This is a genomic window from Pseudoxanthomonas sp. SE1 (assembly GCF_029542205.1).
Taxonomy (GTDB): domain Bacteria; phylum Pseudomonadota; class Gammaproteobacteria; order Xanthomonadales; family Xanthomonadaceae; genus Pseudoxanthomonas_A.
In genome coordinates this window covers 425,001-441,785 of sequence record NZ_CP113783.1, presented here as the reverse complement: position 1 = coordinate 441,785, position 16,785 = coordinate 425,001, and the positions used below count along the sequence as shown (strand labels likewise).

11 protein-coding genes and 2 rRNA genes (1 of these 13 cut by a window edge) are annotated in these 16,785 nt (G+C 65.1%); 4 read left to right on the top strand and 9 right to left on the bottom strand.

The annotated features are described in order from the left end of the window. Positions 1-30 precede the first annotated feature (30 nt). Complete coding sequence (locus OY559_RS02070) at positions 31-1,242, top strand: DUF3667 domain-containing protein (RefSeq protein ID WP_277728482.1); 1,212 nt, start codon at positions 31-33, stop codon at positions 1,240-1,242. Between the two features lie 193 nt (positions 1,243-1,435). Here the strand turns inward: OY559_RS02070 and OY559_RS02065 are convergent, their stop codons facing one another. Next, on the bottom strand, positions 1,436-2,029 hold the full coding sequence (locus OY559_RS02065; protein ID WP_277728481.1) for a DUF3106 domain-containing protein: 594 nt from the start codon (positions 2,027-2,029) through the stop codon (positions 1,436-1,438). Then, the gene (locus OY559_RS02060; RefSeq protein WP_277728480.1) at positions 2,016-2,978 is read right to left on the bottom strand and encodes a hypothetical protein; all 963 of its coding nucleotides are present in this window, start codon (positions 2,976-2,978) and stop codon (positions 2,016-2,018) included. Before OY559_RS02060 ends, OY559_RS02065 begins: the two co-directional genes overlap by 14 nt. A 445-nt stretch (positions 2,979-3,423) precedes the next feature. Between OY559_RS02060 and OY559_RS02055 the strand changes: the two genes are divergently transcribed. The 3 genes from OY559_RS02055 (at position 3,424) to OY559_RS02045 (ending at position 8,277) form a co-directional block, all read left to right on the top strand. Continuing rightward, positions 3,424-5,610 carry a primosomal protein N' gene (locus OY559_RS02055; RefSeq protein WP_277728479.1) on the top strand — a complete coding sequence of 729 codons (2,187 nt, stop codon included), beginning with the start codon at positions 3,424-3,426 and terminating at the stop codon, positions 5,608-5,610. Next, the gene (locus OY559_RS02050) at positions 5,610-6,929 is read left to right on the top strand and encodes an MFS transporter (RefSeq protein WP_277728478.1); all 1,320 of its coding nucleotides are present in this window, start codon (positions 5,610-5,612) and stop codon (positions 6,927-6,929) included. Before OY559_RS02055 ends, OY559_RS02050 begins: the two co-directional genes overlap by 1 nt. Before the next feature lie 70 nt (positions 6,930-6,999). After that, the gene (locus tag OY559_RS02045; protein WP_277728477.1) at positions 7,000-8,277 is read left to right on the top strand and encodes an NAD(P)/FAD-dependent oxidoreductase; all 1,278 of its coding nucleotides are present in this window, start codon (positions 7,000-7,002) and stop codon (positions 8,275-8,277) included. Here OY559_RS02045 and OY559_RS02040 read toward each other — a convergent pair. From OY559_RS02040 to OY559_RS02010, 7 genes are all read right to left on the bottom strand, one after another. Then, a complete protein-coding gene (locus tag OY559_RS02040; RefSeq protein ID WP_277728476.1) occupies positions 8,250-8,753 on the bottom strand; it encodes a DUF1203 domain-containing protein in 504 nt (167 codons plus the stop codon). The two genes, OY559_RS02045 and OY559_RS02040, sit on opposite strands and share 28 nt — an antisense overlap. A 44-nt stretch (positions 8,754-8,797) precedes the next feature. Further along, complete coding sequence (locus tag OY559_RS02035; RefSeq protein WP_277728475.1) at positions 8,798-10,276, bottom strand: hypothetical protein; 1,479 nt, start codon at positions 10,274-10,276, stop codon at positions 8,798-8,800. 79 nt (positions 10,277-10,355) lie between these two features. Further along, positions 10,356-11,234 (bottom strand): RNA polymerase sigma factor RpoH, encoded by an 879-nt coding sequence (gene rpoH / locus OY559_RS02030; protein ID WP_277728474.1) that lies wholly within the window; start codon positions 11,232-11,234, stop codon positions 10,356-10,358. 194 nt (positions 11,235-11,428) lie between these two features. Continuing rightward, positions 11,429-12,316 (bottom strand): metal-dependent hydrolase, encoded by an 888-nt coding sequence (locus OY559_RS02025; protein ID WP_277728473.1) that lies wholly within the window; start codon positions 12,314-12,316, stop codon positions 11,429-11,431. A gap of 60 nt (positions 12,317-12,376) precedes the next feature. Next, the gene (locus tag OY559_RS02020) at positions 12,377-13,510 is read right to left on the bottom strand and encodes a dipeptidase (RefSeq protein ID WP_277728472.1); all 1,134 of its coding nucleotides are present in this window, start codon (positions 13,508-13,510) and stop codon (positions 12,377-12,379) included. 185 nt (positions 13,511-13,695) lie between these two features. After that, a 5S ribosomal RNA gene (gene rrf, locus OY559_RS02015) occupies positions 13,696-13,810 on the bottom strand. Positions 13,811-13,936: 126 nt separating this feature from the next. Continuing rightward, positions 13,937-16,785: ribosomal RNA gene (locus OY559_RS02010) — 23S ribosomal RNA — on the bottom strand (it continues 30 nt past the right edge of the window).

The following is a 16,785-nucleotide window of genomic DNA, read 5'->3' as shown; positions in this document are numbered from 1 at the left end:
CGCTCGCCACCTGCGCCACCCGAACGCCCCATGACCCCATCGCACGATGCCGTGCACGCCAGCGCGTGCGAGAACTGCCATACACCGCTGCAGGGCGAGTTCTGCCATGCCTGCGGACAGACCTCGCACAACCCGTTGCGCAGCTTCGGGCATGCGGTGGAAGAGGTGTTCGAATCGTTCTGGCACCTGGACGGCCGCATCTTCCGCACCCTGCGCACGCTGATGTCGCCCGGCAAGCTGGCGAATGCCTACCTGTCGGGCCACCGCGCGCCGTTCGTGGCACCGCTGCGGCTGTTCGTCGTCCTCAGCGTGCTGACGTTCTTCGTCGGCAAGTTCGCCATGGGCAGCGACGATGTGTCGCGCCCACCTGCCGTGCAGGATGGCAAGGGCGGCACGACGGTCCAGGTGACGGGCGCGGGCGACGAAGGCGTCGATTTCGACACCTTGACCGACGCCGACGAAGTGGTGCGCCTGCGCGATCGCACCATCGACGGGCTGCTGGCTGCGCGCGCCACCATCCCTCCGCCGCTCGCATTCGCGCGCGAGCGCGTGGAAGACAATATCCGCGGCACCCAGGCGCGGGCACGCGCGCGCATCGCCGCGCTGCAGCCCGATCATCCGGCACTGGCCGAACCCGATCGGATTCCCGAGGACGGACCCATGCCGGATTCCACCGGCTCGCTGTTCTCGCAGAACGGGAAGCCGTGGCATCCGGTCGACAATCCGATCCAGGTGGACTGGCTGCCGGCGTTCGGCAACCGCTGGTTGAACAAGAAGATCGCGCGGGCGCAGGACAACATCCCGCGCCTGCAGAAAGACCCCGAACTGTTCAAGAACGCCATGATGGGCGCGGTGCCATCCGCGCTGTTCGTGCTGGTGCCGGTGTTCGCGCTACTGCTGAAGCTGGCCTACATCGGCACGCGCCGGGTGTATCTGGAACACCTGGTGGTGGCGCTGTACAGCCACGCCTACCTGTGCCTGTGCGTGCTGGTGTTCTTCGCCCTGTCCTTCATCGACAGCCTCCTGCCCGCGCAGGCGACCGTGGCGCGCGCGCCGGTATGGCTGGCCGAACTGCTGATCATGTTCTGGATGCCGGTGTACCTGTTCTGGATGCAGCAACGCGTCTATCGCCAGCACCCGGCCGTGACGCTGGTGAAGTACCTCGCGCTGGGCATGCTGTACTTCATGCTGGTCGTCACGGCCATGGTCCTGCTGTCCCTGACCAGCCTGGTGAATGCTTAGGGGAAACGCAGGACGACGCCGTGATGCAGGGGCGCTACCTGGGATGCCGTTCGTGGTGAGCCTGTCGAACCGCGCTCTCTGCGGTGGCTCGACCAGCCACGACCGCCCGGCCTTGCCGTGAAAAGCGTGGCCCGACGGGTTCACCACGAATGGAGTCCGTCATGACGGGAGCCGTCGTTCAGCGCTCCGCTGGCTAGCGATCGCGCCGTTGCTGCAACCATGCGCCCCGTTGGCCGACAGGCACCGCCAGCAGCTCACGACGGAACGCGTCGCGGTCCTGCGGCGGAAGGCGCTGCGCCAGCGCGGCCAGATCGTCCCGTTGCTCCGCATCAAGCTGGCGCAGCAACGAGAGCGCAGCATCGCGCTCGCCGGGCGGTACGTAGGCGAACAAGGGCTGCAGGCGCGGCCAGTCGGCGCCGAGGTCCGGCCCCAATCGCCATCCGTTGCGCTGCATGGCGTCCAGCACGGCGAACTGTGTGCGCAAGGCGGCTTGGTGTTCCGCCGGCAACGCGGCGACCTCGGCAGCCGCGGCGCGCAAACGCGCACGCTGTACTTCGTCCAGTGCGCGCCAGGCGGCGTAGCGCGCGCGACGGTCTTCGCGTTCGTGCAGGGGCAGCGCATCCCAAGCAAGGCGCCGTTGCTGCCACGCGGCCTGTTCCGCCTGCGACATGGACTGCCAGCGCGCGCCCTGGGAGGCGTCCTGCGCGGAGGAGACCGCGATGCCGGCGACCACAACCACGACACCCAAGGCGCCGCGCAGGGCCACGCGCATGTCAGCGCGCCGCATCGTCGGCCTCCGTTGCGGGTGTTCGTGGCGTACCTGCACCGGCCAGGTACCAGGCCAGGAAGTCGGCCTCGCGGGCGAGGGCTTCCTCGTCGGCGTCGGCGAGCAGCGCGAAGTCCTCGTGTTCATGCGCCGCCGTCATGGCGTCGGCGCGCACGGCAGGGGCGTCGGCAGCCGGCAGGTCGACCACGGTGATCACCGGATCCGGGGGTAGCACCAACGCGCTGTCATCGTCCGCCGGAGCGACCGCCGCGCCCGGCAGCGGCCGCGCACCCTGCCTGTCCCACCACCACCATCCCGCTGCGCCGGCCATCAGCAGCAGAAGTGCCACGAGGAGGATCCAGGGCCAGCGGCGCAGAGGCGCGGTCACGGCCGGCGCAGGTGGCGGCGCCGCGGGCGACGGGATGCGCGTGCCGGCGAGGGCGTCCTCGCGCAAGCGGGCCAGTTTGGCCAAGCGGTCGGGAGGCAGTTCCCGCAGATGCTGCTGGATGGCTTCTGCCAGCGCGCGCCACTCCGCGGCGTCAGGGTGCCCGGCCGCGTCACGCGGACAGGCACGGGCGAGGGCGTCGCGGTAGGCGGCAGCGTCGAGGCCAAGTGCTTCGGCGGCCTCGGCTTCCTGCAGGCCACCCGCCAGCCGCAGCAACAGGGCGGCGCGGTCAGCAGGCGCCGGTGCCTCCAGGGCCGCGAGCGAGCCGGACCAGTGCGCGTGCGCGCCGTCCGCCCGCAGTTGCGGGGTGGCGGCAAGCAGCGACCAGAAGCGCACCGGCCAGTCGGCCATCGGCAGGGCGGCCGCCTTGGCACGGAACGCACGCAATGCCGCCGCCAGGGCGACATCGCCGCGGTCGGGGTCGCCGCACTGGAGCGCGGCGAACACCGCGCCCCGACGTTCGCACCCGCGCAGGAAGGCGGCAAGCGCGGCGGGAGGCGGGTCGGAAGCGGGTGTGGGAGCCATGGCAAAACCGGTTGCGGACGACCCGATCATAGTCAGCCTGCGCGCCCGTATGGACGCTTGACATCGCGCCGGAACCTGCTCTCTTCGGTGGCACAAGGCTTTCCGCGAAAAACGTTGTGCACAGCAGTCACCAAACCGTCATGCCGCCCCCCGGACTCTCCCCCAAGCACATTGTGTCAACTGGGTTTCACGGGCAACTGCATGATTCTGTTGAAGAATATCGGGATGGCGCTTTTTTCGCCAAGGTGGCACCAAGGCTTGCGGGACCGTCATCGCGCCGTGAAGCAATCCCGTCATGCACAGATTTATCCACAGCCGGTGTGGATAAACCGGAATCCCCTTGTGGGATGGGCACTTGCGTGATTTTCGTCAAGATTTTGACAGGACATCAATGCAACTGCGTGAGATGTGCCCCCCGCCGGGAGGGGCCGATACACTGCACGCAATGTCGCCCGTTTCCGTCCTCCAGGTCGCGCTGCCGGTCCCCCTGCCTCGGCTGTTCGACTACCTTCCCCCGCCCGGCCACACCGCCTCGCCGGACGACGTGGGCAAGCGGGTCAAGGTGCTGTTCGGCAACCGCGCACTGACCGGCTTCGTGGCCGGCGTCGCCCCGCCGGCCGACCCGGATCTGGAACTGCGGCACGCCGAGGCCCTGCTCGATGCCACCCCCCTGCTGCACGGGGAACTGCTCGACTCGCTGCACTGGCTCGGGCGCTACACGCATGCGCCGATGGGCGAAGTGGTCGCGACGGCCCTGCCGGTCCAGTTGCGCCAGGGCGAACCGCTGCCCGACACCCATGCCTGGCACTGGCGACTGACCGAAGCCGGCCACCTCCAACGCGACCGTCTGCGCGCCGGCAGCCGTCCGCGCCGCCTGGCCGACCTGTTGGCCGAACACGCCTCCCTCGATGAGGACGCGCTGGACCTGCATGTGGATGCCGGCCGTGCCACCGCGCGCGACCTGGGCAAGCGCGGGCTGGCCGAACGATTCGCCACGGCGGCAGTACCGGCCGCCCCCTCGCCGCGACCGGGCCCGGCGCTCAACGACGAACAGCAGGCCGCTGCGGACGCGATCACCGGCACGGCCGGCTTCGGCGCGCTGCTGCTGGATGGCGTGACCGGCAGCGGCAAGACCGAGGTCTACCTGCACGCCATCGCCGCCTGCCTGCAGCGCGGCCGGCAGGCGCTGGTGCTGGTGCCGGAGATCGGGCTGACGCCGCAGACGCTGGCGCGCTTCCGCGAGCGTCTGGGCGTGCCCGTGCACGCACTGCACTCGGGTTTGAACGATGGCGAGCGCGCCCGTACCTGGGCCGCCTGCCTGCGCGGTGAGGCGCGGGTGATCGTGGGCACGCGTTCGGCGGTATTCACGCCCTTGCCGGAGGCCGGCCTGATCGTGGTGGACGAGGAACACGACGGCAGCTACAAGCAACAGGACGGCATCCGCTACCACGCACGCGACTTCGCCCTGGTCCGTGGCAAGGCGCTGGATGTGCCGGTGGTGCTGGGCAGCGCCACGCCGTCGCTGGAAACCCTGCACAACGCACGCAGCGGCCGCTATGCGCACCTGCGCCTGTCGCGGCGCGCGGGCGAAGCGCAACCGCCCAGCGTGCGCGTGCTGGACATGCGCAAGCGGCCGCAGCAGGCAGGCCTGCTGGCCGACACGCTGCAGGCCATCCGCCAGGCGCTGGACGCCGACGGCCAGGTGCTGGTGTTCAAGAACCGCCGCGGGTACGCCCCGGTGCTGCTCTGCCACGACTGCGGCTGGAGCGCGCACTGCAAGCGCTGCGACAGCGCGATGACCGTGCATGCGGGCGGCAAGCGCCTGCAATGCCACCACTGCGGTGCTCGGCAGGCCGCGCCGCCTGCCTGCCCCGACTGTGGCGGGCTGGCGCTGCAGCCGCAGGGCATCGGCACGGAGCGGCTGGAGGAGTTGCTAGCCGAACAGTTCACAGACGTGCCGGTATTGCGGGTGGATCGCGGCACCACGCAGAAGCGCGACGGCCTGGCACAGCAACTGGCGAAGCTGGGCGATGCGCCCGGCATCCTGGTGGGCACGCAGATCCTGGCCAAGGGCCACGACTTGCCGCACCTGACGCGCGTAACAGTGGTCGGCGTGGACGAAGGCCTGTTTTCCACCGACTTCCGCGCCGGCGAGAAACTGGCGCAGCAGCTCATCCAGGTCGCGGGGCGCGCCGGACGTGCCGGCAAGCGCGGTGATGTCTGGCTGCAGACGCACCATCCCGACCATCCGCTGTTGAACACGCTGATCAGCGGTGGCTACCACGCCTTCGCCGAGGCCGAACTGGAGCAGCGCCAGATGGCGGGCTTCCCCCCGTTCGCGCACCTGGCGCTGCTGCGCGCGGAAGCGCAGCACGTCGACGCCGCGCAACAGTTCCTGCAGGCGGCCAAGCGCGCCCTGCGCGCGCACGACGCCACACTGGAGATGCACGGCCCGTTGCCGGCACCGATGCCGCGCCGCGCCGGCCTGCATCGCGTGCAGCTGCTGCTGTCGTCGCCCGAGCGGCGCGCCCTGCACCGCGCGCTCGATCTGGCCTGGCCAGACATCCACGTCCTTCCGGAAGCCCGCCGCACGCGCTGGTCGCTCGATGTCGACCCCATGGACCTGTACTGATGACGCCCACGTCCCGTGCCGACCTGACGCCCGCCCAACGCCTGCGCAGCATCTTCAGCGGCTCGGTCGGCAACCTGGTGGAGTGGTACGACTGGTACGTGTACGCGGCATTCTCGCTGTACTTCGCCGAGGTGTTCTTCCCCGGTGGCGACCGCACCAGCCAGCTGTTGAAGACGGCGGCGATCTTCGCGGTGGGTTTCCTGATGCGCCCGCTCGGCGGCTGGCTGCTGGGCCGGTACGCCGATCGCCAGGGCCGCAGGCGCGCGCTGATGCTGTCGGTGGTGATGATGTGCGGCGGTTCGCTGATCATCGCCTGCACGCCAGGCTACGCGACCATTGGCGTGGCGGCACCGATCCTGCTGGTGATGGCGCGGCTGCTGCAGGGCCTGTCCGTCGGCGGCGAGTACGGCACATCGGCGACCTATCTCAGCGAGATGGCCACGCGCGGGCACCGCGGCTTCTGGTCCAGCTTCCAGTACGTCACGCTGGTCATGGGCCACCTGATTGCGTTGGCCGTGCTGATCGCATTGCAGCGCGTGTTCCTCACCGACGAGCAACTGCGCGAATGGGGCTGGCGCATCCCGTTCGCAATCGGCGCGGTGGCGGCGCTGGTGGCGTTGTGGTTGCGCCGGAACATGGTGGAAACCGAATCGTTCTCCCGTCGCGAGGCCGCGGGCACGCCGGACCAGCAGGAGGCGCAGGGCACGCTGCGCGCGCTGATGCAGCATCCACGCGCGGTGCTCGCCGTGGTCGGCCTGACGATGGGTGGCACGCTGGCGTTCTATACGTACACGACCTACGTGCACAAGTTCCTCGTCAACAGCGCCGGCATGGCCAGCGAGACGGCCAGCCTGATCAACGCTTCGACGCTGTTCTTCTTCATGCTGCTGCAACCGGTGGTCGGCGCGCTGTCGGACCGGATCGGACGCCGGCGCATCCTCATCGCCTTCGGCGTACTGGGCACCCTGTGCACGTGGCCGATCCTGTCGACGCTGCAGACCGTATCCAGCCCAGCACAGGCGTTCTGGCTGGTCATGACGGCACTGGTGATCCTGAGCGGCTACACCGCGATCAACGCGGTGGTGAAGGCGGAAATGTTCCCCGTGGAGATCCGCGCCCTCGGCGTCGGCCTGCCTTATGCGCTGACCGTCGCGCTGTTCGGGGGAACGGCGGACATGGTGGCCCTGTGGTTCAAGAAGAACGGCATGGAGAGCGGCTTCTACGGGTACGTCACCGCCTGCATCGCATGTTCGCTGCTGGTCTACCTGTGGATGCCCGACACGCGCGCGACCTCGCTGATCGACCGCGACCCGGACTGAGCGACGGCGACGGGACGCGTGAGACAATCCGTCGCGATCCGCCACGCACTTCGTGGCTGCGGGAGACGGCATGCAGGCAGCACACCATTTCGTCATCGTCGGCGGTGGCTTCGCCGGGCTCTGGGCCACGCGCGCGCTGGCGTCCGCGCCGGTGCGCATCACCCTGATCGACCGGCACAACCATCACCTGTTCCAGCCGCTGCTGTACCAGGTGGCCACCGCCGGATTGTCGGCGCCCGACATCGCCGCGCCATTGCGCCACATCCTGCGCAAGCAGGCCAACGTGGAAGTGCGGCTGGCGGAGGTCGCCGCGATTGCGCCGCAGGAAAAGCATGTCGTATTGGCCGACGGCGCGACGATCGCCTTCGATTCCCTGTTGCTGGCGACGGGCGCGACGCATGCCTACTTCGGCCATGACGAGTGGGCACGCCACGCACCCGGCCTGAAGACGCTGGACGACGCCCTGCAGTTGCGCCGCCATCTGCTGCTCGCCTTCGAGCGTGCGGAAGCCGAGACCGATCCACAGAAACGCGCCGCGTGGCTCAGCTTCGCCATCGTCGGCGGCGGGCCGACCGGCGTCGAGCTGGCAGGCACGCTGGCGGAGATCGCGCGGCATACGCTGAAGAACGAGTTCCGCCGCATCGATCCTTCACACGCACGCGTGCGGCTGGTGGAAGCGGGACCGCGCGTGCTGGCGTCCTTTCCCGACAGGCTGTCGGAGAAGGCGCGCAGGCAACTGGAAAAGCTGGGCGTCGAGGTGGTGACCGGCACACCGGTCAGCGACATCACCGACCAGGGTTACCGGCTGGGCGACACCTTCGTGCCGGCGAAGACGGTAGTGTGGGCGGCCGGCGTGGCGGCATCACCGCTGGCGCGCTCGCTGGACGTGCCACTGGATCGCGCCGGCCGCGTGCCGGTGCAGCCCGACCTCAGCGTCACGGGGCATCCGGACATCTTCGTCGCGGGAGATCTCGCCGCCGTGACCTCGGACGGGCGTCCCGTACCCGGCGTGGCCCCGGCGGCGAAACAGATGGGCCGGCACGTGGCACAGGTACTGCGCGCACGGCTGGCTGGGCGCGCATCGCCCAGCGCGTTCCGCTACCAGGACTACGGCAACCTCGCGACCATCGGCCGCATGGCCGCGGTGGTGGATTTCGGCCGGTTGAAGTTCTCCGGCCTGCTGGCGTGGTGGTTCTGGCTGACCGCGCACGTGTTCTTCCTGATCGGCTTCCGCAACCGCCTGGTCGTCCTGCTGAACTGGTGCTGGGCGTACTGGAGCTACCAGCGCGGCGCGCGGATCATCCTCGGCAAGGACGACGATCAAGCGGGATCGACGCGGCAGGCGTAGCAGCCGGGACGTGCGTTGTGCACGTGCAGATAGGCGACGCCCGCCATGCCGAGCAGGCGTTGCAGACCAGGCATAGCATCGACGCCCTCCACCACCTCGGCGTCGCGCATCAGACCGTCCTCGTCGTAGGCCCGTAGCGACAGAAGCCTGCGAGGGAATGACGGCGGCAACGTGTCGCGAAACTCGGCTGCATGGACGTGCAGCGCCGCTTCGCGCACGTAGATCGGCCCGCTGGCGCGATACGGACCGGCGACATCGTGGTGCAGGTAAGGAAGCAGCAGCAGGGTCTCGCCCTGCCGCGCATCCTGCAGCGTGACGCGGCAGGGAAACCCGCGGTCGGCATCGGCGACGACGCGACGGATGTTGCGTGCCGCCAGGGCGGCGGCGTCGAGGGCGAACAGAGGACGGAAGGGGTCGGGCGACAGCCCGCGGATCACGAACGACATGGCATCACGCTGCGGGAAACGGGATGCCATGTTCGTGCCGTCGTGAAGGCGGCGCTATCCGGATCTTGTCCGGTCTACTTCGGGTCCAGCGGATAGCGCTTGCCGTCGGCCATGACCAGTTCACCGTCGCCGATGCGCTCGCTGTCCGCGTCGACCGTAATGAATTCCGCTTCGAGACGGCCCGTGCCCTTGCTGCCTTTTAGGTCGAAGACATATCGCTCGCCTTCCGCGGCCCAGGACGCGTCACGGTCGAAGGCCGCTTCGCGGATATCGCCGATGTGACGTTGCACGACCGGGTGCGCCTGCATCGCCGCGTTGGCCTGCAGCACGAAGATGCCATCCTGCCGCGCGAAGGTGTCGGGCACCTCGCCACGATCCGTATCGATGCGCGGCGACGCCAGTTCGCCCGCCATCGGCGCCTCGCCCTCGAACGCGATCTCGCGACCATCGGCGAGCGTCAGCACCCCTTTGCCCAGACGTTCGGTGTCGGCATCCACGGTGATGAATTCCGCCAGGATGCGCCCGCGTCCCTTGTCGCCCGTCAGCACGAACACGAACTCGTTCGCGCCTTCCGCCTCGCCCGTGGCGGCCAGGTCGAACTCGAACGACTGCAACGTGCCGATGTGCTGTTGCACCAGCGGATAGCGCTGCACGGCGACGCGCGCCTGGCGGGTGAAAATATTGTCCTGCATGTCGCCGAACAAGTCGTCGATGCCAGCATCATCGGCCGACTCGTCCTCACCGCGCGGCTCTCCCTCGAACGGCAAGCGGCGGCCATTGGCCAGCGTCAGAACACCCTTGCCGAGGCGTTCGGTCCCGGCATCGACGGTGATGAAGTCCGCTTCCAATCGCCCTCGGCCCTTGTCGCCCGTCACGTCGAACACGAAGGTGTTCATGCCCGGCGCGGCACCGGTGGCCTCGGTATCGATCTCGAACGTCGTGATCTGTCCGATGTGCTGGCGGATCAACGGATACCGCTGCGCGGCTTCCTGCGCCTGGCGGGTGAAAAGGTCGGCGCCCGTCCCGACTTCCTCATCGTGGTCGTGCCCATGGTGGTCGTCCTCCGCAGCCAACGCCTCGGCGTCACCTTCGATCACATGCTCGGTGCCGTCCGACATCACCAGCACGCCGGGACCAAGCGCTTCCTCCGTCGCACTGACGGTGATGAAACGTGCGGTGACGCGCCCCTTGCCGCGACTGCCCTCGACATCGAACACCAGTACGTCAGGGCCGGGCTGGTCCATGCTCGCGGCATCGTCCAGCACCACCTTGCGAATCGCGCCAAGCTGCGCGGACACCACCGGGTCGACCTGCATTGCGGCGCGGGCCTGCGCGTCATACTCCTCACGATCGATGCTGAAACTCACGCCGCGCGGTTCGCCGGAGGATTTGGTGTTGCCGGTTTCGGCAGCCATGGCCGGCGTGCTGCCCGCAGCCGCCAACATGCCGCATGCCATTGCCAACGCGAGTACCCACTGCCGCTTGTAGTTCCACGCCATGCCCTGCTCCCTTTGGTATTGCCGCCCGAGGCGGATCGCGGCGTAGTGGATCACACTTCCTCCGATCCATGAACCTCACAAATGAAAAGAGGCCCCTTGCGGGGCCTCTTCAGTACGCTGTCGCGATACCGGGTCAGGCAGCGAACAGCGCCTTCATCTTCTTCAGCGCGTTGGCCTCCACCTGGCGGACGCGCTCGGCGGAAATGCCGTACTCGTCGGCCAGTTCCTGCAGCGTGACCTTGCTGTCGCCATCCAGCCAGCGACGCTTGATGATATCGCGCGAACGCTCATCCAGATTCGCGAGGCCCTCGCGCAGCAGTTCCATCTGGTTGTCTTCGCTGTCTGCACGCTCGTAGGCCTGCGAAGGATCTTCGTCGTGGGCGACCAGATAGCTGGCCGGCGACGGGGGGGCGTGATCCTCATCCTCGTCAGAGGAGGCGTCGAAACCGATGTCGCGACCGGACAGGCGCGCTTCCATCTCCAGCACTTCGCGCTCGGACACGTTGAGGTCCTTGGCGATGACGCTGACTTCCTCGGCATTCATCCAGCCCAGGCGCGTCTTGGACTTGCGCAGGTTGAAGAACAGCTTGCGCTGCGCCTTGGTCGTGGCGACCTTCACGATGCGCCAGTTCTTCAGGATGAACTCGTGCATCTCGGCACGGATCCAGTGCACCGCGAAGCTCACCAGGCGCACGCCCATGTCGGGATCGAAACGCTTCACCGCCTTCATCAGGCCGATGTTGCCTTCCTGGATCAGGTCCCCCAGCGGCAGGCCGTAACCGTTGTAACCACGGGCGACATGCACCACGAAGCGCAGATGGGAGTGCACCAGTTCGCGCGCCGCGTCGAGGTCTTCATTCTCGCGGTAACGGTTGGCGAGTGCGCGCTCATCTTCGAGCGACAGCACCTGGATCTGGTGCACGGCACTGATATAGGCATCCAGCGAACCCAGGGCACTGGGAATCGGCAGGCTGTTGGTGACCAGGGCGGTAGTAGATGTGTTCTGGCTCATGGGCATGGATGTTAGCAGTCGGGGGGTTCGACTGCTAACCACCGGAGAAGTTCCCCATTGTCCTACGTCTGCAACAATCTCCCTCGGGCTGACGGGCCAGAAATATCCCCTTCCCCATCAATTACTTGGATTCACCGGTCTTCGCGCCGCCCTGGCGGCGGGAAACGACTCCGCGCGCTCTGGCGACCTGGCGTTCAGGTTTGGGGGGACATCGGCATGATCGCGGGCGGCACTGCCCGTGCCTGCCTCGCCAGCGCCTCGGCGGCGAGGTCATCGGCACCCGTCAGGCACGAAGGGTGGAAGTCCCGACGCAGGTAATCTCGCAGGTGACGAAGGGTGCGGCGCCCCATCCCATGCCCCTTGCCGAGATGATGGACCAGCTGGCGTACCGAGGCCTTCCTGCACAACAGGCGATCCTGGGCCAGCAGTGACGCTGCCATGCCGGCCATCAACAGGTAGAAGAGCGCCGTCGTCGTCAGCGCGCCCAGCAAGCGCACCGAATAATGAGGCGTGATCGCCTGCAGGAGATCGAAGGCGACCGCGCGGTGCTCGATCTCTTCCGCGAAGTGCCACTCCATCAGATCGCGCATGCGCGGATCCGCGTCGGCGAGGATGGTTTGCGACAGGAACTCATAGCCTAGGAACGCGTTGATGTGTTCGACACAGCTCACCAGCGAGACGTGTAGCCACAGCGGCGCATATCGGTCCATCGTGCGGAAGATGACGCGATCCACCGTCCTTTCGAAGCGACGATACGCATATCCCTGCACATCCAGGTTGTCCCAATAGCGTTTGTGTGCCACGCCATGCTGCGCCTCCTGCCGGATGAACGCCTGGCAGCGCTCCCGCAGTGCGTCGTCCGTGATACGCGGCATGCACGCATTGAGCGTACGGATATAGAACGCTTCGTTGGCGGGCACCAGGATGGTGTACGCATTGAGCAGCGACGAAACCACTTCATTCCCCGGCAGCCAGTGCCGCGGAATGTCGGTGGGAAGCCGCGCGACGAAGCGCCGCGGCGTAATGGACTCTTCCACGGCGCTATCCTCCCCGTGGCCATCGACGACGGTGGCCGGATCCACCGCACTGATCCAGCCGCGATTGGGCGAGTATCGAAGGGCTCCGGCGGCACCGCCCTGCGATTATGAGGACACCTCTGCAGCGGCCTGGGTCTGTCGCAGTACACGGAGGAGGTTGCCGCCCCAGATCTTCCGGATGTCCGCCTCGGAATAGCCTGCCGCCAGCAGCGCCTCGGTGATCCGCGGCAGCGCGCTGACATCTTCCATGCCAACCACGCCGCCACCGCCATCCCAGTCTGCGCCAATGCCGACATGATCGACGCCGGCGACGTTCAGAATATGCAGCAGGTGCGCCATGTAGTCGTCGAACGTGGCCCGCATGGCGGGATAGCGCGCTTCGATTGCGCGGCGCTCGGCCAGATAGTCCGCAACCCGGTCCGCCGGCAGCCTGTTCTCCGGGCCATACTTCTTCGACAGGCTTTCCATCGCCGCTTCGCGCTCCGGAATCTTCGGGATGTCGACCAGGTAGCCGCCGTAGGCGTTCACGTGGATCACGCCGCCCTTCGCCGCAAGCTGGCGGATCCTCGCGTCGTCGATGTTGCGCGGATGGTCGTAAAGCTTATCCGCGCTCGTATGCGACAACACGATCGGCGCCGAAGACAACGCAAGCAACTGGTCGAACACGGCGTCGCTTGCATGCGATGCATCCAGCACGATACCAAGTCGATTCGCCTCGGCGACCAGGGCGCGCCCGGCTGGGCTGAGTCCCTTCCACTCGGCACCTGCTGGGTCGGTGGAGGAATCGCCAAAGTCATTGTTGCGCACATGGGTGATGCCCAGCATCCGCAGGCCGAGGCGATGGTAGGCCGTCAGCAGGGAAGGATCGTTCGCCAGTGGCGCCGCGTTCTCCATACTGATGAACGACACACGTTTGCCGGCAGCGGCGATCCGTTCGGCGTCATCCGCGGTGAGGGCAAGCTCCATGTCGGCCGAATGCGCGGCGAGCATCTCCAGGATGCTGGCGAGACGCTCAAGTCCATGGTCGCGTGCCGCGCGCTTGCCGGCGGCGTCGCGCGCACCCTGCGCCGTGTAGATCACCCAGAAGCCACCATCCAGCCCACCCTCTTTCATGCGCGGCAGATCGACCTGCGAGAGATCGCCTTCTTGCTGGTGATTGTCCACGATGCTCCATCCAGGCCGCCGCAGATTCGCCGGCGTGTCCAGGTGCGTGTCCAGTACCAGCGCGGCTTCGTGCACGCGCTGCGTCGTCGTCGGCGTGACTCCTGCCGCAGCATCGGCACCGAGCGCCACCAGCGCAATGGCAAACGCCAATCGACATGACTTCATGCATCGTCCCCCGTGAGATGAAGATCGATTGTTGGCCAAAGCGGCGCAAGAAAAAACCCCCAGCCTTGTGGGCTGGGGGTTTTTTGGGGTAAAGCCCCTGGCGATGACCTACTCTTGCATGGCTTAAGCCACACTACCATCGGCGCGGCTGCGTTTCACTTCCGTGTTCGGGATGGGAACGGGTGGGACCACAGCGCTAATTTCACCAGGGAGAGGGTTGGAGCGTCGCCATCCAACAGACGGATTAAGGCGCCAATCTCTCATAGGGTCTTGTGACGTAGCGGGCATTGGATTTTCTCTGACGATATCGTCGAGTCCAAGGCCACTTGAGGTTATATGGTCAAGCCACACGGATCATTAGTATCAGTTAGCTCAATGGGTTGCCCCACTTACACACCTGACCTATCAACCACCTAGTCTTGATGGTTCCTTTAGGGGGCTTGTGCCCCGGGAGATCTCATCTTGAGGCGCGCTTCCCGCTTAGATGCTTTCAGCGGTTATCGCTTCCGAACATAGCTACCCGGCAATGCCACTGGCGTGACAACCGGAACACCAGAGGTTCGTCCACTCCGGTCCTCTCGTACTAGGAGCAGCCCCTCTCAAATCTCCAACGCCCATGGCAGATAGGGACCGAACTGTCTCACGACGTTCTGAACCCAGCTCGCGTACCACTTTAAATGGCGAACAGCCATACCCTTGGGACCGACTACAGCCCCAGGATGTGATGAGCCGACATCGAGGTGCCAAACACCGCCGTCGATATGAACTCTTGGGCGGTATCAGCCTGTTATCCCCGGAGTACCTTTTATCCGTTGAGCGATGGCCCTTCCATACAGAACCACCGGATCACTAAGTCCTACTTTCGTACCTGCTTGATCCGTCGATCTCGCAGTCAAGCACGCTTATGCCTTTGCACACAGTGCGCGATGTCCGACCGCGCTGAGCGTACCTTCGAGCTCCTCCGTTACTCTTTGGGAGGAGACCGCCCCAGTCAAACTACCCACCATACATGGTCCCCGATCCGGATTACGGACCTAGGTTAGAACGTCAAGCACATCAGGGTGGTATTTCAAGGTTGGCTCCACCTCAGCTAGCGCCAAGGTTTCATAGCCTCCCACCTATCCTACACAGACGAACTCAACGTTCAATGTAAAGCTATAGTAAAGGTTCACGGGGTCTTTCCGTCTTGCCACGGGAACGCTGCATCTTCACAGCGATTTCAATTTCACTGAGTCTCGGGTGGAGACAGCGCCGCTGTCGTTACGCCATTCGTGCAGGTCGGAACTTACCCGACAAGGAATTTCGCTACCTTAGGACCGTTATAGTTACGGCCGCCGTTTACTGGGGCTTCGATCAAGAGCTTCGCCTTGCGGCTGACCCCATCAATTAACCTTCCAGCACCGGGCAGGCGTCACACCCTATACGTCCACTTTCGTGTTTGCAGAGTGCTGTGTTTTTGATAAACAGTCGCAGCGGCCTGGTTTCTGCGACCCCCCTCAGCTATAGCCCGCATGGGCCACCAAAGAGGGTGCACCTTCTCCCGAAGTTACGGTGCCATGTTGCCTAGTTCCTTCACCCGAGTTCTCTCAAGCGCCTGAGAATTCTCATCCTACCCACCTGTGTCGGTTTACGGTACGGTCTGCGTGAGCTGAAGCTTAGGAGCTTTTCCTGGAAGCGTGGTATCAGTGACTTCGTCCAAAAGGACTCGTCTCGGTGCTCGGTCTTAAAGGATCCCGGATTTGCCAAAGATCCAAACCTACCGCCTTTCCCCGGGACAACCAACGCCCGGTACACCTAACCTTCTCCGTCCCTCCATCGCACTCACGCGAGGTGCAGGAATATTAACCTGCTTCCCATCGACTACGGCTTTCGCCCTCGCCTTAGGGACCGACTAACCCTGCGTCGATTAACGTTGCGCAAGGAAACCTTGGGCTTTCGGCGTGCGGGCTTTTCACCCGCATTATCGTTACTCATGTCAGCATTCGCACTTCCGATACCTCCAGCAACCTTCTCAAGTCACCTTCAACGGCTTACGGAACGCTCCTCTACCGCGCATAACAAAGTTATGCACCCCAAGCTTCGGTTTCGTGCTTAGCCCCGTTAAATCTTCCGCGCAGACCGACTCGACCAGTGAGCTATTACGCTTTCTTTAAAGGGTGGCTGCTTCTAAGCCAACCTCCTGGCTGTCTGTGCCTTTCCACATCGTTTTCCACTTAGCACGAAATTTGGGACCTTAGCTGTGGGTCTGGGTTGTTTCCCTTTTCACGACGGACGTTAGCACCCGCCGTGTGTCTCCCGTACATTCTGTCTTGGTATTCGGAGTTTGCCATGGTTTGCTAAGACGCGATGTCCCGCTAGCCATAACAGTGCTCTACCCCCAAGAAGATTCATACGAGGCGCTACCTAAATAGCTTTCGAGGAGAACCAGCTATCTCCGGGTTCGATTAGCTTTTCACTCCTAATCACACCTCATCCCCTACCTTTGCAACGGGAGTGGGTTCGGGCCTCCAGTACCTGTTACGGCACCTTCACCCTGGGCATGACTAGATCACCCGGTTTCGGGTCTACTGCCCGCGACTATGCGCCCTTATCAGACTCGGTTTCCCTTCGCCTCCCCTATACGGTTAAGCTTGCCACGAACAGTAAGTCGCTGACCCATTATACAAAAGGTACGCAGTCACCCTTGCGGGCTCCTACTGCTTGTACGCACACGGTTTCAGGATCTATTTCACTCCCCTCTCCGGGGTTCTTTTCGCCTTTCCCTCACGGTACTGGTTCACTATCGGTCGGTCAGGAGTATTTAGCCTTGGAGGATGGTCCCCCCATGTTCAGACAGGGTTTCTCGTGCCCCGCCTTACTCGTCTTCACTGAAAAGGTCTTTTCGAATACCGGGCTGTCACCGTCTATGGCCAGTCTTTCCAGACTGTTCTTCTAAAACCAATCCAGCTTAAGGGCTGGTCCCCGTTCGCTCGTCACTACTCAGGGAATCTCGGTTGATTTCTTTTCCTCCGGTTACTTAGATATTTCAGTTCACCGGGTTTGCTTCCAGCAGCTATGTATTCACTGCAGGATACTGCCGAAGCAGTGGGTTTCCCCATTCGGACATTGCGGGATCAATGCTTGTTGCCAGCTCCCCCGCACTTTTCGCAGGCTGCCACGTCCTTCATCGCCTCTGACCGCCAAGG